Origin of the sequence: Clostridium grantii DSM 8605 (assembly GCF_900129965.1) — a bacterium.
GTDB lineage: Bacteria > Bacillota > Clostridia > Clostridiales > Clostridiaceae > Clostridium_AF > Clostridium_AF grantii.
Genome location: NZ_FQXM01000014.1, coordinates 77,639 through 102,225 on the forward strand (window position 1 = coordinate 77,639; position 24,587 = coordinate 102,225).

Below are 24,587 nucleotides of genomic sequence, written 5' to 3' on the forward strand. Positions count from 1 at the left end.
TTCAAATTTATGAAAGCTTTTTTTTTTAATTATATGGTATCCCTATATAATTTTTCTAAGATAATATCCTGCGACTATGGGGCTCAAAGCAATAAAAAATAAATATGCTTTTAAAATTTCAAAATCTTTAAATATCATCAAAACAATTAATAATATGGTTGAGCTTATTATTCTTCCTAAATTCAAATATATATCCTTATTTATAATGTATTCCATTCTCAATTCACTATTGTGGGATTTATCTATTAAGTTAAAGGTAGAGGAATTTTGTTGAATTATAAAAAAGGGTAGAAAAAATGCATCCATCACAACATAAATCATCAACATAAACTTTGACACATTTATTGTAAGTCCTAATACTGCAAAAAAAGATCCAAGTGTACCTAATAGAATTGCTTTTTTTCTTAAAGGCGGTTTGATTATTTTTTGAACTAATATATAAGATGATGATGTTATTACAGAAGCCATCAAAGTTAACTTTCCTAAAAAAAGTTCACTTTTTACTGTTTCAATAACCAAGATATTTATTATAAAAATAATAATAACATCTCTAAATCCCCAAAAAAATATAGACTTTTTTAAAAATTCCCATTGTTTAAAATTGGGGTGCAAAGCTTCTTTTATATTTAATTTGCTATTATTATAATCACACTTAAGTATAGAACTCATAAAAAAAAGAAGTACAAACATAGAAAGCGTTAATAGAAATACAATCTTATAGCCTTTATAACCGTTAAAGGATGTAATTATAAAAGCAGATGTTATTGGCGCTATAGCCGCAGCAATTCCAGCGCAACAGCCGTTATACCCATTAAAAGTATCTCTATTATTTAAACTGGTGAGCTCAAAACTTAAGGTATTAAAGGCTAGCCAATAAAATCCACATGCTAGGCCATATACAATCCCAAGAAAATAAATATAACCTATTCCTTTTTCCCCCATTGATAATATCAACAAATAAAATATTGCATAAATAAACAATCCAATCCTTAAAGGCCAAATCCCATTTTTCTTTTTAGCAATATAAGCTGCTAAAACAAAAGTTATTGGTGTAAATATGTAATGCATAAGGTTATAGACAACTATAACTTTAAAATCATTTGTTTTGTTCCAAAAAAACACATTTATAAAGATATTTGAAAGTCCCATGGCAAAAGTAAAAAGTCCACTTATAATAATTAATATTTTTGCTTTTCTGCACACTAAATGATCTCCTTTAATTTGTCATTGTTATTATTATGTGCTTAATACAAAATCATATACTATTTGTGGTCCCTATTTGTAAAAACATATTGCGTTTTTTCCTAATTGTTTTTTTGCTTTATACATAGCCATATCTGCTGCGCTAATTAAATCAACTGTGTTTATAGCATCTTCTGGGTATATGGCTACTCCAAAACTTGCACTTCCTGCAATAGAATAGCCTTTGAGGTCAAAAGGAAGATTAAAACATTCTTTGAAATTACCTACATACTTTAGCAATCTATCTTTTTCAATGCCCTGTTTAATGATTAAAGCGAACTCATCCCCACCTATCCTTCCTAGCAAATCTCCTGGAAGAACCTTTTCTGATAATCTATTGGATACTTCATATAAAAACAAATCCCCTATATAATGTCCCATGGTGTCATTAACTTTTTTGAAATCATCTAAATCGATAAATACAACTGAATACTTTAAATTATCTTTTTTACACAAATCATAAGTAGTTTCTATCTCTTCCAAGAACATCTTTCTATTTGGCAATTGAGTAAGCACATCATAATAAGCTAATTCTTGAAGCCTAAGTTCATTTGCTTTAATCTTTTTAATATATTTTTTTATTTCTTCATTTTGTTCTTTTTCTTTTCGATATTGTTCCATATTATTTATAAAATTATTTCTGAATATATAATTAATTCCAAGGGTGAAGATACCAATAAGCAAATGTACCCAAAAATGAACAACATAATATCTTGGAACAATTTGCAAAGAACGCTCACTGAAAAAGATATATAAATAAACATCTGCTAGCATTCCTGAAATTACTACGTAAAAAACCATACTTCCATCAATTCTGATAATTGAAATAAGCAATAACAAAAAAAGTAATGTCCATATGGATATTCCTAAAACTTCATAATAATTAATGGTTATTGATAAAAACAAAATTCCACTTAATAAATTAACTACATGTATTTTCAATTTTAAATTCCATTTTGTTTTATTGACCATGAGAAAAAACATTCCAAAAATAATCATGGTTATTTGATGTACCACTGAGCTAGCATTTAAATTTGTGGAATATATCGATAAAATAAAACTAGCAAAAGCAATTACAAAACAAACAATAGCCATAAAAAGGGCTACTAGTTTATTTTCTATAAAAAGAAGGTCTTTTATATCATATATTTCTTTCATTTTTTCTAAACATTTATCTTTTCTATTTAAAATTGAAATTTTATTTTTTTTCACCAAAATACCTCCGTTTATTTAAACATTATGTCGTATTTTCTAATATACTACTATATTACCATGTATAACTCTTTTTTTAAAGTATCCATACAAGAAGACTTATCTTTAAAAATTACTGTTAAAATCAGCCATAAGCTTTTATAATATAGATAACCACAAAACCGAAGTTATAAAACCATTGAACGTTTGATAACATAAAGGAGATTAATAAATGACAAATTTTAGAAACGAACAAGATAATGATACCCTGCAACTTTTGTATAAAGTTTACCCAGTATTAAAAAAAATAGATGATAAAAATAATGGTATCATTAAAGATAATATTACTTTTAGAAAAGTTAGTGCCGAAGAATATTTACCATTCACTACAAATACTTGCCCCGGTTTCATATTTGTAATAAAAGGAATAGTTAATATACAAAAAATCAATTTAAATGGTGAAGAAACTAATTTGTATAATATAGAATCTGGTGATTTGTGCCATGAGGCTTTAAGTTGTTTATTAAATTACCAACCTTTAGATATTTTAGGAAAAGCTTTAGTTGATTCCCATATAGCAATTCTTAATTTTGAATTGGTAGAAAAAATCTTGCTAAAGGAAAATGATTTTTTACAACATATGTACCAAGATATTCATAACAAATTTTGTTTAATTGTAGAAAATAAAGAAAAAATAATGCATGAAGATTTGGAAACAAGACTTTTAAAACTATTAATCAGCAAAGATTCTAAGTTGATTTATTTAAAACATAGTGACATTGCATTAGAGATTGACTCTACAAGAGAAAGCGTAAGTAGAAAACTTAAATACTTAGAAAAATTAGGATACATTTCTTTAACTAGGGGAAAAATAATGATTATAAAAGATCTTCATGAACTATTAAAATAACAAAAGTCTTCTCCATTTCTATTATTTATGTGATTTAATCACATAAAATTTAAAATTATTGTTATATACTATATTTAGTTAATAAATTAACTATCACCCAAAATTTAAACTTGGTAATTTAGGAGGTAATAATATATGCTTAATTTTTTAAAAAACAATAGTAAAAAGGTTATTAACGTAAATGATATAGATACATTACTTGGAAAAATAGATTTAATTGATATTAGAGAACCTTATGAATATAATAGTGGAACTTTAAAAACTGCTAAAAATATTCCTATGGGCACAATTTTAAATAATCCTGAGAAATATTTATCTAAGGACAAAGAATATTATATCATGTGCCATTCTGGTGCAAGAAGTTCTAGAACTTGCAGTAGTCTTATAAAAGAGGGCTATAATGTTGTAAATGTATCTGGTGGAATGGGCTCATATGTAGGAACAAAAAGAAACTAATATAAATTGGAGGTCAATATTATGAAGAGAAAAGTTTTAATTGTAGGCGGAGTCGCTGGTGGAGCATCTGCTGCAGCAAGATTGAGAAGAAATAGTGAAGAAGATGAAATTATTATGTTTGAAAAAGGACCTGATGTTTCTTTTTCTAACTGTTCATTACCTTATCACTTAAGTGGAGTTATTGATAAAGCTGAAAAACTTGTGCTTATGAGTACTGAAAAATTTCTTAAGCAATATAGAATAGATGCAAGAGTTAATAATGAAGTTCTACAAATTGATAGAAAAAACAAAACAGTTAAGGTTAAAAATCTACTTACTGAAGAAATATATTCTGAAAATTATGATAAACTTATTTTATCACCAGGGGCTAAACCTATAGTTCCTAACATACCAGGAATTGAAAAAGTAAATGTTTTTACCATTAGAAATGTTGTTGATATAGATAAATTAAAGAGGTTTGTAGATTCCCTTGAAGCAAAAGATGTAGCTGTAATAGGTGGAGGCTACATAGGGGTTGAAGCTGCTGAAAATCTAAGAGAAGCCGGCTATAATGTGTCTCTTATAGAAGCTATGGATCAAATTTTAAGACCTTTTGATTATGATATGGTTCAAATACTCCATAAGGAAATATATGACCGTGGAATTAAATTAGTGGTTGGAGACAAAGTTGAATCTTTTGAAGAAAACTCTGTTGTTTTAACTTCTGGCAAAAAAATCAATGCTAAAGCTGTTATTATGGCGATAGGAGTGGCTCCTGAGGTTGATTTAGCTAAAGAGGCTGGTTTAGAACTAGGAATAACTGGTGCAATAAAAACAGATAAAAACTATATGACAAATGACAAAAACATATATGCTGTAGGCGATGCTATTGAAGTATATAATTCATTATCTCATTCTATGACAAAACTATCTTTAGCTGGACCAGCACAAAAGCAGGCAAGATCAGTTGCAGACCATATTAATAATAAAGCTACCTTAAATAAAGGATATATCGGTTCCTCTGCTATAAAGGTATTTGATTACAATGGAGCATCCACAGGATTAAATGAATCTCTCATAAAATTCTTAAATTTGAAAATAAATTATGAGGTTGTAAATATTATAGTCAGCGACAAAGTTGGTATTATGCCAGACTCTGCACCTATGCATTTCAAATTATTATTTGAGGTTCCAACTGGTAAGATTTTAGGGGCTCAAGCTATTGGAAAAGGTGATGTAACAAAAAGAGTTGATACAATTGCTACTGCTATAAAATTTGGTGGTACTGTAGAAGATTTAAAAGATTTAGAACTATGTTACGCTCCCCCATTTAGTACTGCAAAAGATGTAGTTAATTATGCTGGATATGTAGCTTCAAATTTATTATCAGGAGATTTTAAACAAGTTACCGTTGATAAAGTAAGAGAATTAGTAGAAAATAATGCTTATATAATCGATGTTAGAGAAAAAGGTGAATATGCTAGAGGCCATATTAAAGGTTCTAAAAATATTCCTTTAAGTGAATTAAGAGATAGAATAAATGAAATACCAAAAGATCAAACAGTATATTTACACTGTAGAACTGGCCAAAGAAGCTATAATGCTACCTTAGCATTGCAAAATGAAGGATTTGACCAAATTTATAATATAACTGGCAGCTTTTTAGGCTTATCTTTCTATGAATATTATAATGATAAATTTACTGGAAGAAATAGCATAGTTACAGAATATAATTTCAACTAAAAACATATGAAAAAATGAGGATAGTAGCTAGATTTTTCTAAACCAAATCTAGTTACTATCCCCTACTCTTTTTTTGTGTATATTTAAGACTCTTTAATTAATAAATCTTATTTCCAAGATATATCTGCTTCTTTTCTTGGAGTTGTTCTTTTATATTTAACATCAGGATAACCAATTACCATACAAGTTACTATTTCATTTCCTTCTTTAAGTCCAAGTAACTCTTCAATAGCTTTATTTCCTTTTGCAGCTCTTACAAAAAATCCACTAAAGAAAGTTCCAAGTCCCAAAGCATTAGTCATAAGTTCCATATTTGATGAAGCTAATGCTCCATTTACTTCTGACTTAGCTGTAACAACTATTAATGCTGGTGCATTAAAGAATAAGTTATCATTTTTAGTAGAATCTTCTTTATAAGCACTATACATTCTTACCCACATTTCAGCGTAACCCTTATACATCATAGTTTCTGGTGTTAAATTAGCCAACATGTGTTCACCAATATTTTTCAAACTTTCAAAAGTCAATTCTTTTACTTCTTTCATTTGCTCTTTTACCACTACATATGATACATCTTGCATATTACTTCCAGTTTGAGTAAATCTTCCTGCCTCTATAATTTTAGAAATTTTTTCTATTTCTACATCTTTATCTTTAAATTGTCTTATAGTTCTTCTAAATTTGATAAAATTCAATAAATTATCAGAATCAACTTGGAATTGCTCTTTATTGTACTCCACTACATCGTCCATATTGTATTCATCTGTTGATATAGCATTTGTAGGACATACTGCAATACAATGACCACATTTAAAACAAGTTACATTTCTAATATTAGCTTTGCCCTCTGTTATTTCTATATCTCTTGCAAAACAATCTTTAACACATTGTCCGCATCCTATACACTTCTCACTATTAACTTTCATCATAAATTTACTCTCCTTATTCCTTAAATTATTATTATCTCTTTGACATATGCATAAATAAAACTTATAATAAGCTCATGCATAAATTTAGTTTTTTTATCAACAAATATGATTATACATGGATTAAATCATTCTGTCCAATTATTAAAATTCACATAGTAATAACTTTTAGTTATGTCTAACTAAGTTTTTCTTCAAACTTAAGCTAAAAATTAAGGAGCCCTGAATATATGAACTTACAACAATTAGAATATTTTAAAAAAATAGCCGAAACTGAAAATTTTACCACGGCTGCAACTTTAATTTCAGTAAGTCAGCCAGCTTTAAGTAAAGCCATTTCTAAATTAGAGGATGAATTAAAAGTTCCTTTATTCCAAAGAAATAAACGTAATGTTACTCTTACTTCTTATGGAAAATCCTTTTTAATACATACCGACTTAGCTTTATTGCAAATTGAGAAAGGAATAGAAGAATTAAAGTTTATGGTGAATTCAGAGGAAGGTAATATTTCAATTGCTTCAACTCATTGTATTGGAACTTATTTTATGCCCTTTATAATAAGTGGCTTTTTAAGTATTTCTCCTGATACCAAGTTTCAATTTAATCATCAACCCACTTCAAAGATAATAAAAGATTTAAAAGAAGGTAAAATTTCTCTAGGTTTTTACGAAAAAAATGATAACCTTCTTACAAACACTGAAATTGAGTCAATTCCAGTAAAAAAAGAAAAATATGTTTTAATCGTTGCCAAAAATCATTTTCTTGCAAAAGAAACGGAAGTTTCTTTGAAAGATTTAAAAAATGAATCTTTTATTGTTTATTGTGATGAAAATAAAGATAAAATGCTTTCTTATTCTGAATTTATTGATTATACTCCTAAAGTTTCAATTCAACCCAGTGAGGCAAGTATGCTAGGGGGATTGGTTGCAGCAGGTGTTGGTATAACAATAGTTCCTAACACTCCACTCATTAATACAAACACTCTTTCTATAGTTAATATAAAAGAGGATATTGGTTATAAAACAATTTATATGGGATGGCTTAAAAATTCATCATTATCCTTAAATACAACTAAGTTTAAAGATTATGTGCTCTCCCTAATTTAAACTCTTCATTTATTTTATGATTTTTAATATTTTAATCAATTGATTTTAAAAATAAATATTGTTATACTAAATTCATAAACAAAGTTATTTTATATTATTAACGCCTCATACAGGTGTTTCTATAACATTTCAACAAAAATATTCACTATATTATTATTTAATGAGAGGTTTTTATGAATAAACTAAGTAATTTAGATTTTATGAAAAGAATGGCAAAAGGACTCACTTCACAATTTGGACGAAACTGTGAAGTGGTTATTCATGATTTATCTTCCGGATATAACGATTATCCAATATTATTTATTGAGAACGGACATGTTACTCACAGAACAAGCCACGATGGTCCCTCACGTATTGTTTTAGATACTTTGAAACATTCCTCAACTGATGTGGAAGATAAATTGAATTATATTACAAAGACTCAAGATGGTAAAGTCTTAAAGTCAAGTACTATATATATAAGAGACGATGAGAATAAAGTGGTAGGGATATTTAGCATCAATTATGATATTACCGAACTTACCATTGCAAGTAATTGTATAGACTCTTTAATAAGCCATAAAGATGATCTTCAAGAAGCCAGTAAAATTCCTCAAAATGTAAATCAATTACTTGACGATTTATTAGATGAATCTGTAAAAAAAGTTGGAAAACCTGTCCCCTTGATGAGTAAAGAGGAAAAAATAGAAGCTATACAATTTCTTAATGAAGCTGGTGCTTTTTTAATTACTAAATCTGGGGAAAAAATAGCAACTTTTTTTGGTATTTCAAAATACTCTATTTATAATTATGTAGAAATAAAGAATAAACTTTAATATTTTATATAAATTTCTGCTTATCTTTATCAAAAAAACAAAATGCTTTTGCATGGCAAAAGCATTTTGTTTTTTTATGAGCTTATTTTTTATTGAACCTTTTTCAGCTTTTTTTATTCTTAATTCCTACAGTGGAATCTCTTTCCTTTGTAGAATAAGAATTTCTAAGATATTTATAAAAATCTTCTTTTTCAAGAGGACGACTATAATAATATCCTTGAATCAAATCACAGCCTATAGATTCAAGATACTTTATTTGATCTTTAGTTTCTGCTCCTTCTGTAATAACCTTTAGTTTTAATTTATTTGCCATATTAGTTATTACCTGCGCAATTTCTCCACTATCTTTTTCAGGATAATCTTTTATAAAACTTCTATCTATCTTTAATTTATCAACATTTAAATTTTTTAAATAACTTAAGGATGAAAAACCAGTTCCAAAATCATCTATAGCCACAGTCATCCCTAACTCTTTGAATTTCTTCAAATACTCATTCACAATATTAATATCCGTCATCAAAACACTTTCTGTTATTTCAATTTCAAAATTATTAAAATTCACATTGTACTTTTCACCAAGCTCTTTAAACTTTTCCAAAAGATTTTTATCATTAAATTGTAATGGAGAAACATTTATAGAAATTCTAAAATCGTTGCTTAACTCTTCTTTTATGAAAGAATAATCCTTAAATATTTTTTCTATTAACCAATACCCTATTTCAATAATTTGTCCGGTTTTCTCAGCAAGAGGTATAAAAACAACTGGTGAAACATTTCCCAATTCAGAATTATTCCATCTTATCAAAGCCTCTGCCCCTACAATGTCCTCTTCTTCTATTTTAATCTGTGGTTGATAATAAACATCTAACTCATTATTTACAATAGCTTTTCTTAACAATAAATCCATTTCTATTTCTTTTTTTATAGCATTTTTAAAATCATCTTCATAGAACAAGTATTTTTTTTCTTTTAAGCCTATTACCTTTTCCATTGCTAGGTAAGCATTACTTATAAGTTCCCCAGAATTAGTTCCATCTTTAGGATAAATTGAAATCCCCGCTTTAATGTCATAAAAAACTTCCTCTTCATTTACATAAATTGATTCTTTATTTACTTCAAAAAACTTTTGAATAAAATCCTCAAATTTATTTTTGCTATCCAAAGAAGATACTCCAACAACAAAATTATTTTTACTTATTTGAGCAATAAAATCTTCTTCATGAAGTGTGCCTTTAATCCTTTGAATTAAATTATTCACAACAGCTTGCCCATCTTCCTTTTTCTTTAACACAATGCTATTATAATTTTCAATATAAAAATATATAATAAACAAATTATCTTTCTTAACTTTAATATTATTATCTATTAATATTTCTAATAGATTCTCATTAGGTAAATTTGTTTCAAAATTATAATTTTGCAGTTTTACTACGTATTCTTCTTTTTTCTTTGTTTTAGTTAAATCTGTGAATATACCCATATAATTAACTATTTTTTTATTATACTCATTCTTCACTTCAAATATACTAAGTTTTTTAGGGTACAAACTCCCCCCCTTTTTTTTATCCCATAACTCTCCTTGCCAATGTCCTTTAGTATTTAAGTTTTTCCACATATCATGATAAAATTCTTTGGATTGTTTATTAGATTTAAAATAGCTGGTTTTTAATCCCAAAACTTCTTCTTTCATATATCCGGTAGCTTCTTCAAATGATTTATTAACATATATTATATTTGTATAACTATCTGTTACAATTACTGCATCACTGGTATGTTCGGCTATTCTTTCTGTAAGATTCAGCAAAGCCTTATCTTTTTTGGAATAGTACTTTGCTACTATTATTATAAACATCAATATACTAATACCAATTAAAACTAAAATATCTTCATATTTCATTCCAAAAATAATACTATCTTTCATAATCGGCAAGTCATTTGGATTATATTTAGTAACAATTACCCAATTATAATCAGATTCAATTTTATCATCAAGCCCCTTTAAAGGCCATACCTTCATATAATAATCAACTTCTTCGTTGTTTTCATAAAGTCCAGTGTCTTTTAATTTTATCTCAGCCCATAAATTTGGATTTTCCATACTTATATTAACATTTTTCATTTCTTCAAACATAAAGCCAAAATTTTTACTTTCATCTTTATTAAAAAGATAATAACCTTCATTATTTATTAAAAAAGAATTAGTAATATTGTATTCTGATTTATTAAATTCATCATCAAACAAATTTAATAAATCTTGCACTAAATAGTTAACAATTAATATTCCTTGGAAATTATTATCATCAGAATACATTGGAGTTGCAATTCTAATTTCTGGTTTATAAGGAATTTCCACTTCTTCATTCTCTATATTTAAATCCAAATCTGAAACATAAATTTTTCCTTCACTTAATTCACTTGTTGTTTTATAATACTCTCTATCTCCTTTGTATTGCAATTGATCCTTTGTGACTATGTAAGAATTATCATTGTCACTATTAACTCTAATAACCTCTTTGCCTTCAGTGTCAATAAATCTTATTTGATCAAATCTTTTTTTACTTTTTGATATTCTTAAAAACATTTGCTCTGTTTGTGAAAGAGTCTCCTCATCTTTAATATTCAAATAATCACTTATTTCATTTGAATTCTTTATAACTAATAGGTTTTCATAAGCCTCCTGAAAATTATCTTCAATAATATAATTAATAACTTTTGCTTTCTGCTTTTGTTCTTCTGTAATAATCTCTTTTGTTTTTTCTATCTCAGTATTGAAAATATAACTGTAAATTGATATACCAACAGCGAGTATAGGAACAATGACTATTAAATAACTCTTTAATACCTTCTTTATGTCATTCCAATAAATTCTTTTCATTAATTTTCTCCGATAAAATTTGATTTTTTTATAAAAATAAAACTTTTGTATAGGTAATTATACCATATTAATCATTTAAATTTTAACATTGTTTAATATACTATTCAATATACTATCAACATACTGGTGAATTGATTTTTTAAAGCATTTTTATAATAAATATCTTCTTTTCAGTCATTACATATATTTACTGACTTTAAAATTTAAATAACCTTTTAAATCAATGAAATAATTAAATTGAATATTCCCTCAAAAATATGTATAATTATAATATTAATCACAAACTAGGAGGAAATAAAATGGGGATTTTTGAAAATGTGTCAATTATAAAGAAAGCTAACATTTATTTTGATGGAAAAGTTACAAGCAGAGTTGTTTTATTTGATAGTGGGGAAAAGAAAACTTTAGGAATAATGTTACCTGGAGAGTATGAATTTGGAACAGAACTTAAAGAAATAATGGAAATCACTGCTGGAAATTTAGATGTACAATTGCCTGGTAGTGATGAATGGGTTAATTTCATTGGTGGTAGTCAATTTGAAGTAAGTGCAAATTCTAGTTTCAAATTGATAGTTAAAGAAACTACTGACTATTGTTGCTCTTATATAAAAGAATAAATGATTTCAAAATAAATTTAATCAATTTATTTTTGAAAGGAGATAACTTATGATTAAAGAATATTTAAAAAAAAATATTCTAGTTACTGATGGAGCTATGGGTACATATTATGCTGAAACCACTAAAGATTATCTTACTTTATGTGAACTTGCTAATATTACCAATCCAGCAATAATAGAAAAAATACACCAAGATTATTTAAAAGCCGGTGCAAAATTAATTAGAAGCAACACTTTTTCCGCTAACTCTATTTCTTTAGAAGTATCAAGAGAAAAAGTAAAAGAAGTTATTGAACAAGGTTATAAAATCGCTAAATCTGCCACTAAAAATAGCACAGCTTTTATAGGTGCTAGTATTGGACCTATACCTAAAAATGAAGTTGATATTTCTGACTTACATATTCTAGATGAATATAAATTTATAGTGGATACTTTTCTAAATTTAGGAACAGAAATTTTTGTATTTGAAACTTTTAGTAGCTTAGAATATCTAAAAGAAATTTCAAAATATATAAAAGAAAAAAATCCTAATGTTTTTATATTAACTCAATTTGCTATTAGATTAAATGGACTTTCAAGAAAAGGCATTAGCATAAAATCTTTTGTAGAAGAAGTAAAATCAATAACATATATTGATGCTTATGGATTTAATTGTGGCTCTGGCCCCGCTCATTTATATAAACATTTAAAAAAATTAGATATATTCAGCGATATTGTTTCAGTTTTACCTAATGCAGGATACCCTGAACTAGTTAATGAAAGAACAGTTTATGTTAACAATCCTGAATATTTTTCTGAAGTAATGTTTGATGTAAAAAAGCTAGGAGCTAAAATTATAGGAGGTTGTTGTGGTACAACGCCCTCTCATATAAAAAAATTAACGGAATCCTTAAATAAAAATATTGTTGCTGATTTAGATTCATTTGAAGATGATTTAATAAAAACTTCATCTATTACTAAAAAAAATAATGCTTTCTTAAAAAAATTAGAAAACAAAGAATTTGTTATTGCAGTAGAACTTGATCCTCCTTATGACACTTCCATAGAAAAGATTATGTTAGGAGCAAAAGTTTGTAAAAAAAATAATGTGGATTTGGTTACTATAGCCGATTCTCCTCGAGCTATTTCAAGAGTGGATTCAATTATGATTTCCTCAAAAATAAAAAGAGAAATAGGAATAGATACTATGCCTCATATCTGCTGTAGAGATAAGAATATAAATGGCCTTCGTTCTGGTTTACTTGCTACTCATATTGAAAATATAAGGAATGTATTGGCTGTTACTGGGGACCCTGTTGCAGATGTTGATAAACACTCCACAAAAAGTGTTTTTAATTTGAATTCCATTAAATTAATGAACCTTATTTCTGATATGAACAAAAGTGTTTTTGAAGAAGATAATATTACTGTAAGTGGAGCTTTAAATCTAAATGTGGTTAACAAAGATGCAGAAGTCTCTAGAATGCTAAAAAAAAATAGAAATGGGGGCTACTTTCTTTCTTACACAGCCTATTTATGATGAGGAAGTAATTGAATACCTAGTAAAACTAAAAAAACAATATAATGTAACCATACTTGGTGGGATAATGCCTATAGTTACTTATAAAAATGCTCACTTTTTAAATAATGAAGTTCCAGGTATCTCTATACCAAAAATTTATGTAGATAGATTTCATAAAGATATGACAAGAGAACAAGCTGAAGAAGTTGGCATAAATTTAGCTGTAGAAGTAGCTAATAAAATGAAACCTCATGTTGATGGGCTTTATTTTATCACCCCTTTTAATAGAGTTGAGATGGTTATGAAGATTTTAAATAAAATTAGATAATAAAACGAAAAAACTACAAGTTTTCAAAATATACTTGTAGTTTTTTTCATTAATTTATTCTATCTAGTAAACTACCCTCAGATTTATTATTTTCACCCACCACAAATTCTTTCATATAATAACTTAGATACTTACCATAATTACTACTTGTTCTAAGAAGTAATTCATCTACATAATAAATGCCTTTAGGAATATCATCTAAAAGCATAGTAGCTAAAGCCCCATAAATTCCGCAAGCCACTTGAAAATAAGTAGCATTGGTCCCATACTTAGAAAAAATTTCTTTATTACTTAATGCATTATACATATATCTTTCTTTATCTTCATAAACAAGAAGTACCCCAACTAAATCTTTACCTTTCAAAGGTGCTTCCGCTGGATCAAGTACTTTCATAGGACTATCCCATAAAGCGTCAAGATTATTTATATTTTTCTTAATTAGTTCAGTTGTATGGTCATTTACCTTGTATATAAAGCCCATTTCCATATCATATAAAGCTGCTAAGGTCAGCACTTCTTCATGAGGCATAAGACATCCTAAAAACTTTTTATCACCCAAAGTTACCTTAAACTGCAAATCATATACTGCTTTATACAAAAATAAGCACATATGCTGTTTCATAAAAGCTGGATAACTATATATAGCTTCATCTAAGAAACATATTGTTGACCAGGTTGTATAAATAGTATCTTTATCTGCCAAGGATTCATCTTCGTAAAAAGAATTATCATCTTCAACAATATAACAAGCTTTTGGGGTTTCGCCAGGGAATTTCTTCATCAAATCCATAGCCATCCATTGCACAACTCCTGGATTCATTCCAGAACAAATAATAGCTGTAGTATTTGTAAAATCATGTTTATATCTTTCATAAATAGCGTATCTTTCTTGTAAAGTAAAACCTTCCAAATAAATATTTTCATCTACACTTGTATTCTCAAAAGCAGTATTGATATAAATAACTTTTAATTCATCACAACATCTTAACATTTCAAGGGTATCCGCATAAGAAATATCAATTACATGAGTAGTCTTTGTATTACTTAAAAATGTTTTAAATTTATCAGTATCCTTTAAATCCAATTCATGTAAAGTAATTTTATCTTTAAGGTTAGGAAACCATTGATAAAAATACTCTATGCTTTTTTGTTTAGAATCAATCAAATGAAATTGAGAATTACAAACAAAACTATAAATAGGATCATTTTTATCTTTTACCGCTTTATTTAATATAGACAGAACAGATTTAGCAACCCCACCAGCACTACCCAAAATAGAAATTGTAGGAGTTCCTTGATATGACTGAACTGCCCCTTCTAAACGAGTTTTGTTTAAATAATTCAAGTTTTTTTCCGTTCTAGTAGGTATCATTGGAATATCATCTAATACCTCATATCTACTTGCCTTCATTTCCTTACTTACATACTTACAAATATCCTCTATAATAAACTTATTTAATGATGTAAACAACCCAACCTCTGCATATCCATACTTTACCCATGTATTAATAATCAAACGTGATTCTTTTGTAGTTATAAGTGCACTCAATCCACAGGGATTAACCATAGGAAAAACTTTTTTTTCAGTTTTATTATCTATTTTTTCCGAAACTTCTTTAATAACTTTTTTCACAACTTTATAATCGTTTAATATATATCTATTACAATCATAAAATTTTATTAATATATATTTCTTGAAGTACTTAAATCCCACTAGTCATTTCTCCTTTTTATATAGCTAAAGTAAATCATACTTATTAAAAGCCCTCCGTAATAATATTATGCTAATCCCTCTTAAATGAAGACTTAAAATCAATTAATTTATTGTATAAGTGTATATAAGTCCATTAGGTTGTTTTTTATTTCCTTTTGTTAAATTCTCATGATAGAATTTTTTATAAAGTTTAAAACCATACTTTTCATAAAAAGTAAATGTGCATCCCAGTTCTGTCCAAAGAAATATTTTATAAAGTTTATTCTGCTTGCAAAATTTAATATATCTATCCATCAATCTTTTTCCATAGCCCATCCCTCTTAATTCAGGACTTACCATAAATAAAGTTATTTCGCTATCAAATTCTTCAGCATAAGATTCCCCCAATTTATCCATAGCATCAATATTTCTTTTAAAGGTCAACGCTTCTTTTAATTCTCCAAAATTTCCTAGTATTAAATTATAAAAAGCCCAAATTTCCTTAGTGAATCCCTTCAATTTGTAGCTCACCAAACGTTTAATATTTTTATCCTCTATACTACCAAAAATCAATCCCTTTACATTATCCTGTTCATCTACAAGAATCTCCAAATATTCTGAATAATTTGCGCAGCACAATAAATAATATTCATATATTAAATTTACTTTCTTCGGGTTTTCAAATTCTTCTTCCAATTTCCATGTTGTTCTTATAAGCTCCCCACAACTCTTAAGATATTTTTTATTATATTTTTTAAATTTGAGACTAATAGTTCTCCCCTCCATACTTTACTTTATTCTTTATTATTAATAGAGTTTTAATAATTTGCTTTACTTAAGAAATTTAAATTTTGCATTAATTATATATATTCTTGCTAATATAAAAAGATAAGCAAATTTTATAAAATAAAAACTTGAATTAGAATATTTTAGTTTACTTTAAATATTATTTACAATATAGTATAATTGAACATATATAGTGTCAATTTGTATAAATATGAGGAGTGAATAGCATGGACCTAATTAAAACAAAGAATCCAAACTTCACAGTTAAATTTGCAACACCAGATGATGCTGAATTAATTGTAGATTACATGAAAAAACTTGGAGAATATCAAAAAATGTTGGACAAGATTACATCAACAAAAGAAAGTGTCCTTAAACTTTTACTAGAAAAAAAAGGAGAGGCTATTTTAGGCTATTACAATGAAGAATTAGTATCTTTTGCATATTTTTATGAAAATTCTTCTGCCTTTATAGGTGAAACTGGTCTTTACATAGATGCTTTTTATGTTGATGAAAACATGAGATTTAAAGGTATTGGCAAAATTATGATGGCCTTTATGTCAAAGCTTGCTACAGAACGTGGCTGCAAAAGATTAGAATGGGGTTGCTTAGATTGGAATGAATCTGCCATTAAATTTTATAAAGAACTAGGCGCTGTAGGTGTGGACATTATGACTATATATCGTTTTCCTGAAGATAAGTTAATATCCACTGCTACTGAATTTTAATCATAATAATTAAATACCTATAAATTGATTTAATTCTTTATCAATGCCTATAGGTATTTAATCGTATTTATATAATTGTATATTGATTTTTCCCTTTATTTTTGGATTCATAAAGAGCTTTATCCATTCTTTTAAATACTTCTAAAATACTGTCATTTTCTTTAATTAATGTTATTCCACTACTGATGCTTAAAGTTGTTTCTTCATTTATTTTTATGTTTCTAATATTGGACTGCAAATTCATCTCCGCCCCATCTTGAAATCAAAGTTTTTTCACTAACATTTTTTTCCGCTTCTCTTGCCACAGAACACAAACTTTTATCTCCTACCAAATGTCCATTGAAATCATTAATCTCCTTAAAATTATCAATATCAAATAACAATAAACATATGTTCTTATTAATGTATTCTTTATTTTCAAAAATTTCTTCAATTCTTAAAGCATATGTAATGGCATTAACTGAGTGGCTTTCCTTGCCAACTGAATCATTTTTCTTTTTATCTTTTTTTATCTTTTTTTATTTTTTTCCATTTTCTTTTTCTCCTTTTAATGTTCAATTTTTATAAATCCAACTACTGTTTACTGTTTCTGTCACATCGCATACATCTCAGTGCTTCTGACCTGACCTTAGTTTCACTAAGTACAGTTCTGTTCTCTTCAAAAGCATGGCCACATCCTTCTGTAAATAGTTCAACCTGTTCTGTCTTACTTTCAGTATCCCATATTGAATAATGAGACTGAAATACTGGTACTTCTATCTCATCACCAATGAAAAGACCCTTTCCGCCTAAATACCTGTCAATATTTTCAGCCGCTTTTTTTCCTTCAGCTATAGCTTTGATGGCGCTACCCGGTCCACCAATATCCCCAGCAACATACACCCCTTCTAGGCTTGTATCTTGCTTTTTACCAAACTGAATTCTGCCTTTTACATCAACCTGAACTGCGGATTCCAGATAACTTATGTCACTTCTCTGCCCAATAGCCAAAATTATATGATCACACTGTAGATCTACCGTGTCATCCTCATCATATATCGGATTGAATCTGTTGTTAAGATCATATAACTCCATACATTTTTTCAATGTAATACCCTGTGCTATATTTTCATCCTCATGGATGTACTTTGTGCCAAAGCCATTATGGAATTCAATACCTTCTTTTTGTGTTTCCTCTTTTTCTTCATCATTTGCAGGCATCTGCAAATAACTTTCAAGGCTTACTAAATCCACTTTTTCTGCACCAAGTCGCAATGCTGTTCTTGCAGCATCCATTGCTACATCGCCACCACCTATTACAACTACTTTCTTACCAACTTTCTTGCGATCATAGAGCTTTACCTCTCTTAGAAAATCAATAGCGGATTCTAGATTGCTGATATGATCACTAAAAATGTTAGGCAAATGACATCCAGTTGCCAGCACCATACTGTCATACTTTTCTTTAAATTCCTCAAAGGTGATATCTTTTCCTACTTCAGTATTGGTATAAATACTAACACCAAGATTTTCAATGAGTTTCACTTCTCTATCAATAGATGCTTGAGCTAATCTATATGAAGGAACCCCTACAGCAAGCATACCTCCCACAACAGGATATTTTTCATAAATATCTACTTCATAACCTGTTTTTGCAAGGTAATAAGCTGCCGAAAGACCTGCTGGCCCAGCTCCTATAATACCAATTTTCTTGCCATTTTTAGGTAGTTTCTTTTCTATAAATTCATCCTTGTTCAATGTAATTGTAGCTGCATAATGCTTTAGCGCGCGCACACCCACTGTTTGTTCTATCTCTCCCCGTCTGCATCTACTCTCACAGGGTCTTGCACAAATCTTCCCACAGATTAAAGACAAAGGATTATTCTGACGCATAAGTCTGTAAGCTTCTTCGTCTTTTCCTTGATACATCAGTGCAATATACCCTGGAATATTAATTTCTGCCGGACATGCATTTACACATTGTGCAGAAAACAGCCTGTTACATATGCCTGCAGCACATTTCTTGCTTTCAAAATGTTGAAGAAAAACACCTTCATACCTATCCATCAAATATTTAATGTTTCTTTTCACTTTAGTAACAATTGTGTTTGCTGTTACCTCTCTCACTTCTCTCAAAAGTTCTTCATATGTATACTTTCGTGTCTTTCCGCTTGAAAGTTCCTCAATGAGATTACTAAGGATTTCTAGATCTTCATTACTGATTCCCATTTCTCTTTTTACATATTGCAGAAGAAATTTTGTGAAATCCACTGGGCAGAAGTTATCATTCAAGAACATCACTGTTGCCATATCCATGTTGTCCAAATAATCAACCAGTTGTTTTGTTAATTGCTCTCCCGCCACAAATTGTCCCAATGGACCTCCTATCTGAACAATTTCCAGTTTTCTTTCACTAGCCATTCCCATAGCATCTTCTTTCAAAATATCAAGAATTATTTTGTTTTCATTTATCCTCACAAAACCTTTTTTATTAATATTTCCGAATAACTTCATATCAACCATTTTAATCACCCGCTTCTTCATATTTATCATAGGAGCCTGTCTCATTATCCATTAGGTTGTATTTATAATATTCCGGTAGTGTATCCATACATTTTTCATAACCAAAATTATTGAATGGACATACTTTTAAGCAAACACCACAGAATTTATTTTCCGACATACCTACACCACACCTTTTTATACTGACCCTACGTTTCACAGCACCTCTGTAATCATAAGCCTCCTTAGGTATAGCATTTGTAGGACATGCCTTATAACACATTCTACATTTCTTACAAAACTCCTCAAAGTTATAATCCTTTGGTTTGTCAATAGGGATATCCAAGTCTATACTAATAGCAAAAAACCTTAGTCTGGTTCCCCACTCTTTGGTCAATACTAAACCATGTGTGGAATAATTACCTATACCTGCATTTATTGCGTGAGGGGCAAAATTTATATCCCATTTCAGTGGAATATGTGAAAAACATTTTACCCCTTTTCTTCTTATAAAATCAGCAAGCTTGTCAACAATTAATCCTCCATTATGATAAACGTCAAAGTCAAAAATCTTGCCGCTATCAGTTGTTGGTTGAGGTATTTCCATGATTGTATCCTTAGTCATTTCCATGCCTATAATCAAGAAAGTATCATAGGGAAAAATATACTCTTTTTCTTCATTAATGTATCTTCGGTCAATTAGCGTAAAACCACCAATCAATTCATTAGCTCTGAGTTCTTCAAGTATTTCCTCTTTTAGCTTTTGTTTTTCCTTAAGAGTTTCATATTTTTTTGTCTTTACTTTGTTGTTTTTAATTTTTTGTGTTTTTTCAAGCATTGAGCCTGTAAACAGTCCAGGAATATATTGAATAAAAGTTCTTCCAAGTTTAGGTGTCTCTTTATCCCTTAAAAACTTACGCATTTTTTTTGGATCAAGAGCCATTTTAGTATTTGGGTTTGGCGGATCAATCTCTGTATATCGGTCAAATGACTCTGGATTTATATTGATATAAGGATTATTATCTGTAATCCATTTACCTTTATTTTCTGCACCGTATTTCGTGTGTTTTTTCTTATCCCATCGCAGAATTCTGTTTTCAGTGTTTTTCATGGTATACCTTCTTTCTACCTACAAATTATTCCATTACACATTGTGCTGACAAAATCACTGATTTTAACCTTGATTTCCTCTTCACTCTTGTCATCCAAAAGAAATATATAAAACAAACCTTTAACTGCACTCATGAAAAGCAGTGCTACACTTTCACCTGACCCGTTAATTAAACCCTTTTTTTCATATGATTTAAAGACAGGTGTGATCTGCTCAACTAGTGGATCTTGCTCAATTCTAAAACTTTCATCATTTTGAAAATTTTCTTTTTCTTTTAGCCTCATCATTAATATATTCTTATTGTTTATAAAATTCTCAATAAGCTTTATAGAAATTCTCTTTAGGTCTTTTTCTAAGTCTTGGTAGGTCAATTCAGAAAATACTGATTGAATCTCCACTGCAAGATATCTCTCTTTCACTACAGTTTTATATAACAACTCTTTATTCTGGAAATGGTTAAACAAAGTCATTTCGGTTACTCCTGCTTCATTGGCAATTATTTTGGTTGGTACACCATCATAACCGTTTTTTGAAAATAATTCTTCTGCGACTTTTAGTATATTTTTTCTTGTTTCCTGTTTTGCCATTATTGAACACCTCATCATTCCAATTATAGTGTTTACTATAATATCATAATTATAGTGATTACTCAAATATTTTTTGAATTAAGTGCTACAAATTTTAGTTGTGACCTAAACAATATCTTTCTGTTTTATGGCCACTTTTAAATGAAGTATAATTTATATAATAAGATATGTTAAAAAAATAACAAACCATTTAAAGGAGGATTCAAATGAAAGATTCATTAAAACCAGGAATTATAGGTGGAGTTATGGGATTTATCATTAGCTTTTTATTAAACTATTTTGTTATTCCAATGCCTCAAAGTATATTTGTAAATTCAATAGGAAATGGAATAAGTGGTTTGCTAAGCGGATTTATGGGAGGATTTTTAGGAGTTCTTACTTATATTTCAGCTGTGAAAAAATTTGAAGTACAAAAGGTTACTAAATAATTTAAAAAGGAGATACAAAAATGACAAAATTTAATAATTATCCAAACATATTCAGACCCTTACAGGTTGGTAATATGACAATTAAAAATCGTATTACCTTTACTCCCCTTGTTTCTTGTCATGCAGATGCAGAGGGAAGAGTTACAACTGAACTTGTTGATTTTTTAGGTGGTCAAGCAAGAACAGGAGCTTCCGTTATAACAATTGGGGCTACTGCAATTGATGCTGATAAAGGAGAAGATTTCTTAGGTGCATTATCTATTACAAGAGATAAAGATATTATGGGACTTTCAAGACTTGCAGAAGAAGTGCATAGATATGGCTGCAAGCTATCAGTAGAGCTTAATCATGCAGGGCGCGCTGTACTTCCAAATTTACTTGTGGGAGATGCTTTAGCACCATCAAACATCCCTCTTCCAGGAAAATCAAGATATGTAAAAGAGTTAGATCAAAGAGAGATTGATGATATTATAAAGAAATTTGCTGACTGTGCGCATAGATGTATGGTGGCTGGCTTTGACATGGTAATGGTGCATGGAGCCCATGGAAATCTTATTGGTCAATTCTTATCACCAATGACTAATAAACGTACTGACTGGTATGGCGGTAGCCTTGAAAATCGTATGAGATTTCCACTAGAAGTAATAAAAGCTATTAGAGAAAAATGTGGAAATAAACTTGCAATAGATTTTCGTATTAGTGCTGATGAGTGCGCTCCAGGTGGTATGAAGATTGATGAAGTAATTGAATTCTTAAAAGTAGCTCAAAAAGATTTAGATATGGTTCATATATCAAGAGGGTTAATTGTAGACTTAAAGTATGCAAAGTATACCTTACCAACTTATTTATCTGAGCATTGCGTAAATGCAGAAAATGCCGCTAAGGTAAAAGCTGCTCTTGATATACCTGTATGTGTAGTGGGTGGTATCACAACACTTGAAGAAGCAGAAGAAATTATAGAAAAAGGACAAGCTGATGTTATTGGTATGGTACGCGCACTTTTGGTAGATGGTGAAACTGTAACCAAAGGTTATAGAGGTGAAAGTGATAAAATCAGACCATGTATGCGCTGCTATAATTGCTTAAAAGATATTTTCCCTGGTTGGCCTGTACATTGTAGTTTAAATCCAGTTGTAGGTCGTGAAACAAGATACAGAACAATTCAAAAAGCTGATAAAAAGAAAAATGTTATGATTGTTGGTGGTGGAGTTGCAGGAATGATGGCTGCAGAAACTGCTATAAAACGTGGACATGATGTTACTATTTATGATAAAGCAAATCGTCTTGGAGGATTACTTCATGAGGCTAGCGTATTGTCATTCAAAGATGATTTAAAAAGATATCTTGATTGGCAAGTAAAAAATATTGAGAACTGCGGTGCCAAAATAGTTTTAAATACAGAAGTGACACCAGAATTAGTTGAGCAAATAAACCCTGATGCAATTGTTATTTCTACAGGATCTACACCAATAGTTCCACCAATTGATGGAATTCATGGGAAAAATGTAATTTCAGTATTTGATGCTGATGAGGGCAATGTGGAAATAGGCGAAGAAGTGGTTATATGTGGCGGTGGACTTTCTGGATGCGAAAGTGCATTAGCCTTAGCACAAAAAGGGAAAAAAGTAACTGTTGTTGATATGTTGCCAGTAGAAAACTTATGTAGTGAAACCTTCTTGGTTAGTAAAATAGCATTATTTGATTTATTACATGAACATAAGGTTAAGTTCATTGGTAATGTTAAAGTAGAGAAAATCAATGAAAATGGCGTTGAACTAATTGATAGAAATTGGAACAGAAGCATATTAGCGGCTGACACTGTGGTAATTGCACTAGGAATGAAATCTACTGTTGAAACAGTAAATCAATTAAGTTCACTAATTCCTGAAACATATGTTGTTGGTGATTGCTCCACTGTTAAAGATATTCATAATGCTGTACACTCAGCTTTCAATGTTGCAGTGGAAATATAAAAAAAATAGAAGCAACCAAGAATGCTATAGGTTCTTGGTTGCTTCAAACTTTATTAATAATAAAATCAATTAATTTTTTAATATTTTTTGATATTGGTTTACCTTTTTTTAATAGAAACCCATATTCCCAAACAAATCCCTTATCTTCAAAAGGTATTCCTATAACATTATTATGTCTATTTCCTAAACAAACGTGTTCTGCACAAATCAACATTCCTTTATTTTGACTTACAAGAGAAGTCATAACTTCAATTTCATTAGTTTTAAAAATAAAATTAGGTGAAATATTATGTTGCTTAAATTTTTGAATTTGATAGTGATATAATTGTAATCTTTCATCACAGGTTATTAATGGCACATTGGCTAAGTCTTTTAACTTAACGGTTTTTAATTGAGAAAAATCACTTTGCTTATTTACTAATAGCATAAGTGGTTCTGACTTAATGGATATAAAATCTATATTAGTTGAATTAACAGGTTTAATGCTAATTGCAGTATGGATGGTTTCATTCATAACCATAACTTTGCATAGTTCATCAAGGTAGTCTAGTTTATCAATCTTAATATCTGGATAAGCTTCCATAAAATCTATAAATATCATTGGTGATAATGAGCGTAATATTCCTAAAGTAATCCCAATAGAAATTGTGCCTTTACTGATATCAAAATGTGAATAAATATCAGTACAAATGGAATCATATTGTTCTAAGAAAGAATCAATCTTTTCAGCTAAGTATATTCCCTCATTAGTTAATTCCACTCCAGTAGGAGTTCTTCTAAAAAGTGTAGTATTTAATTTTTGCTCAAGATTTTTAATTGAGGTACTTAAAGCTTGTTGAGATATATACAGGGATTTTGCTGTTTTTGATATATTTTTATGTTTGCAAACCGCTGCAAAATATTTAAACTCTTTAATTTCCAATTGTATGCTCCTTTCAATTTAATTCATTGTATGCAGTAAAGCAGTCACAATATAGGTATGCCTATAATTATATACCATTCTTCCCATATATACTATTAAATCAGTTATTTAGACAAAGCATTCAACTATAAATATAGGTAATATTTTGTTCTTTTCCACACTATATTAAATAGAAACTTTATTTAAGGA

The 24,587-nt window shown here is 28.9% G+C and carries 21 protein-coding genes and 1 pseudogene; 11 read left to right on the top strand and 11 right to left on the bottom strand.

Annotation, left to right across the window (positions count from 1 at the left end; genetic code table 11):
• Positions 1-42: 42 nt before the first annotated feature.
• Together BUB83_RS12785 and BUB83_RS12790 are read right to left on the bottom strand one after the other, a co-directional pair.
• Complete coding sequence (locus BUB83_RS12785) at positions 43-1,203, bottom strand: MFS transporter (protein ID WP_073338859.1); 1,161 nt, start codon at positions 1,201-1,203, stop codon at positions 43-45.
• Between the two features lie 72 nt (positions 1,204-1,275).
• Positions 1,276-2,454: a GGDEF domain-containing protein gene (locus BUB83_RS12790; protein ID WP_073338860.1), complete on the bottom strand. Its 1,179-nt coding sequence runs from the start codon at positions 2,452-2,454 to the stop codon at positions 1,276-1,278.
• A 211-nt stretch (positions 2,455-2,665) separates the two neighbouring features.
• Here BUB83_RS12790 and BUB83_RS12795 point away from each other — a divergent pair, with 211 nt between their 5' ends.
• The 3 genes from BUB83_RS12795 to BUB83_RS12805 all read left to right on the top strand — a co-directional run bounded on the left by BUB83_RS12795 (position 2,666) and on the right by BUB83_RS12805 (position 5,521).
• Positions 2,666-3,343 (top strand): Crp/Fnr family transcriptional regulator, encoded by a 678-nt coding sequence (locus BUB83_RS12795; protein ID WP_073338861.1) that lies wholly within the window; start codon positions 2,666-2,668, stop codon positions 3,341-3,343.
• A 135-nt stretch (positions 3,344-3,478) separates the two neighbouring features.
• Positions 3,479-3,799 carry a rhodanese-like domain-containing protein gene (locus BUB83_RS12800; RefSeq protein ID WP_073338862.1) on the top strand — a complete coding sequence of 107 codons (321 nt, stop codon included), beginning with the start codon at positions 3,479-3,481 and terminating at the stop codon, positions 3,797-3,799.
• Positions 3,800-3,820: 21 nt separating this feature from the next.
• Positions 3,821-5,521, top strand: a complete 1,701-nt coding sequence (locus tag BUB83_RS12805) for an FAD-dependent oxidoreductase (protein ID WP_073338863.1) — start codon at positions 3,821-3,823, stop codon at positions 5,519-5,521.
• Between the two features lie 107 nt (positions 5,522-5,628).
• Here BUB83_RS12805 and BUB83_RS12810 read toward each other — a convergent pair whose 3' ends face one another.
• Positions 5,629-6,450: a nitroreductase family protein gene (locus BUB83_RS12810; RefSeq protein WP_073338864.1), complete on the bottom strand. Its 822-nt coding sequence runs from the start codon at positions 6,448-6,450 to the stop codon at positions 5,629-5,631.
• A gap of 227 nt (positions 6,451-6,677) precedes the next feature.
• Between BUB83_RS12810 and BUB83_RS12815 the strand changes: the two genes are divergently transcribed.
• Complete coding sequence (locus tag BUB83_RS12815) at positions 6,678-7,553, top strand: LysR family transcriptional regulator (RefSeq protein ID WP_073338865.1); 876 nt, start codon at positions 6,678-6,680, stop codon at positions 7,551-7,553.
• 173 nt (positions 7,554-7,726) lie between these two features.
• Complete coding sequence (locus tag BUB83_RS12820) at positions 7,727-8,368, top strand: helix-turn-helix transcriptional regulator (RefSeq protein ID WP_073338866.1); 642 nt, start codon at positions 7,727-7,729, stop codon at positions 8,366-8,368.
• Between the two features lie 103 nt (positions 8,369-8,471).
• Here the strand turns inward: BUB83_RS12820 and BUB83_RS12825 are convergent, their stop codons facing one another.
• Positions 8,472-11,243, bottom strand: coding sequence for a bifunctional diguanylate cyclase/phosphodiesterase (locus BUB83_RS12825; protein WP_073338867.1), 2,772 nt, complete (start codon positions 11,241-11,243; stop codon positions 8,472-8,474).
• A 299-nt stretch (positions 11,244-11,542) separates the two neighbouring features.
• Between BUB83_RS12825 and ppnP the strand changes: the two genes are divergently transcribed.
• The 3 genes from ppnP to BUB83_RS22745 are packed head-to-tail and all read left to right on the top strand — an operon-like array spanning position 11,543 to position 13,689.
• A complete protein-coding gene (ppnP, locus tag BUB83_RS12830) occupies positions 11,543-11,860 on the top strand; it encodes a pyrimidine/purine nucleoside phosphorylase (protein WP_073338868.1) in 318 nt (105 codons plus the stop codon).
• A 49-nt stretch (positions 11,861-11,909) separates the two neighbouring features.
• A complete protein-coding gene (locus tag BUB83_RS12835; RefSeq protein ID WP_278336935.1) occupies positions 11,910-13,379 on the top strand; it encodes a bifunctional homocysteine S-methyltransferase/methylenetetrahydrofolate reductase in 1,470 nt (489 codons plus the stop codon).
• Complete coding sequence (locus BUB83_RS22745; RefSeq protein WP_278336936.1) at positions 13,342-13,689, top strand: methylenetetrahydrofolate reductase; 348 nt, start codon at positions 13,342-13,344, stop codon at positions 13,687-13,689. Before BUB83_RS12835 ends, BUB83_RS22745 begins: the two co-directional genes overlap by 38 nt.
• Positions 13,690-13,738: 49 nt before the next feature.
• Here BUB83_RS22745 and BUB83_RS12840 read toward each other — a convergent pair whose 3' ends face one another.
• Together BUB83_RS12840 and BUB83_RS12845 are read right to left on the bottom strand one after the other, a co-directional pair.
• Positions 13,739-15,403: an S-adenosylmethionine decarboxylase gene (locus BUB83_RS12840; RefSeq protein ID WP_073338869.1), complete on the bottom strand. Its 1,665-nt coding sequence runs from the start codon at positions 15,401-15,403 to the stop codon at positions 13,739-13,741.
• A gap of 102 nt (positions 15,404-15,505) precedes the next feature.
• Positions 15,506-16,078 carry a GNAT family N-acetyltransferase gene (locus BUB83_RS12845; protein WP_159434088.1) on the bottom strand — a complete coding sequence of 191 codons (573 nt, stop codon included), beginning with the start codon at positions 16,076-16,078 and terminating at the stop codon, positions 15,506-15,508.
• A 317-nt stretch (positions 16,079-16,395) separates the two neighbouring features.
• Here BUB83_RS12845 and BUB83_RS12850 point away from each other — a divergent pair, with 317 nt between their 5' ends.
• Positions 16,396-16,896, top strand: a complete 501-nt coding sequence (locus BUB83_RS12850; RefSeq protein WP_073338871.1) for a GNAT family N-acetyltransferase — start codon at positions 16,396-16,398, stop codon at positions 16,894-16,896.
• A 67-nt stretch (positions 16,897-16,963) separates the two neighbouring features.
• On the opposite strand, the pseudogene BUB83_RS22950 reads toward BUB83_RS12850, so the two are convergent.
• The 4 genes and pseudogenes from BUB83_RS22950 to BUB83_RS12875 form a co-directional block, all read right to left on the bottom strand.
• Positions 16,964-17,279 (bottom strand): annotated as a pseudogene (locus tag BUB83_RS22950) (GGDEF domain-containing protein).
• A 190-nt stretch (positions 17,280-17,469) separates the two neighbouring features.
• Positions 17,470-19,398, bottom strand: a complete 1,929-nt coding sequence (locus BUB83_RS12865; protein WP_073338872.1) for an FAD-dependent oxidoreductase — start codon at positions 19,396-19,398, stop codon at positions 17,470-17,472.
• A 1-nt stretch (position 19,399) separates the two neighbouring features.
• Positions 19,400-20,488: a 4Fe-4S binding protein gene (locus BUB83_RS12870; RefSeq protein WP_073338873.1), complete on the bottom strand. Its 1,089-nt coding sequence runs from the start codon at positions 20,486-20,488 to the stop codon at positions 19,400-19,402.
• A gap of 14 nt (positions 20,489-20,502) precedes the next feature.
• Positions 20,503-21,075 carry a TetR/AcrR family transcriptional regulator gene (locus BUB83_RS12875; RefSeq protein ID WP_073338874.1) on the bottom strand — a complete coding sequence of 191 codons (573 nt, stop codon included), beginning with the start codon at positions 21,073-21,075 and terminating at the stop codon, positions 20,503-20,505.
• A 206-nt stretch (positions 21,076-21,281) separates the two neighbouring features.
• Here BUB83_RS12875 and BUB83_RS12880 point away from each other — a divergent pair, with 206 nt between their 5' ends.
• Entirely contained in the window at positions 21,282-21,503 is a 222-nt protein-coding gene (locus BUB83_RS12880; RefSeq protein WP_084133560.1) for a hypothetical protein, read from the top strand.
• 20 nt (positions 21,504-21,523) lie between these two features.
• Positions 21,524-23,476, top strand: coding sequence for an oxidoreductase (locus BUB83_RS12885; protein ID WP_073338876.1), 1,953 nt, complete (start codon positions 21,524-21,526; stop codon positions 23,474-23,476).
• A gap of 43 nt (positions 23,477-23,519) precedes the next feature.
• On the opposite strand, the gene BUB83_RS12890 is transcribed toward BUB83_RS12885, so the two are convergent.
• Complete coding sequence (locus BUB83_RS12890) at positions 23,520-24,398, bottom strand: LysR family transcriptional regulator (RefSeq protein WP_073338877.1); 879 nt, start codon at positions 24,396-24,398, stop codon at positions 23,520-23,522.
• Between the last annotated feature and the right edge of the window lie 189 nt (positions 24,399-24,587).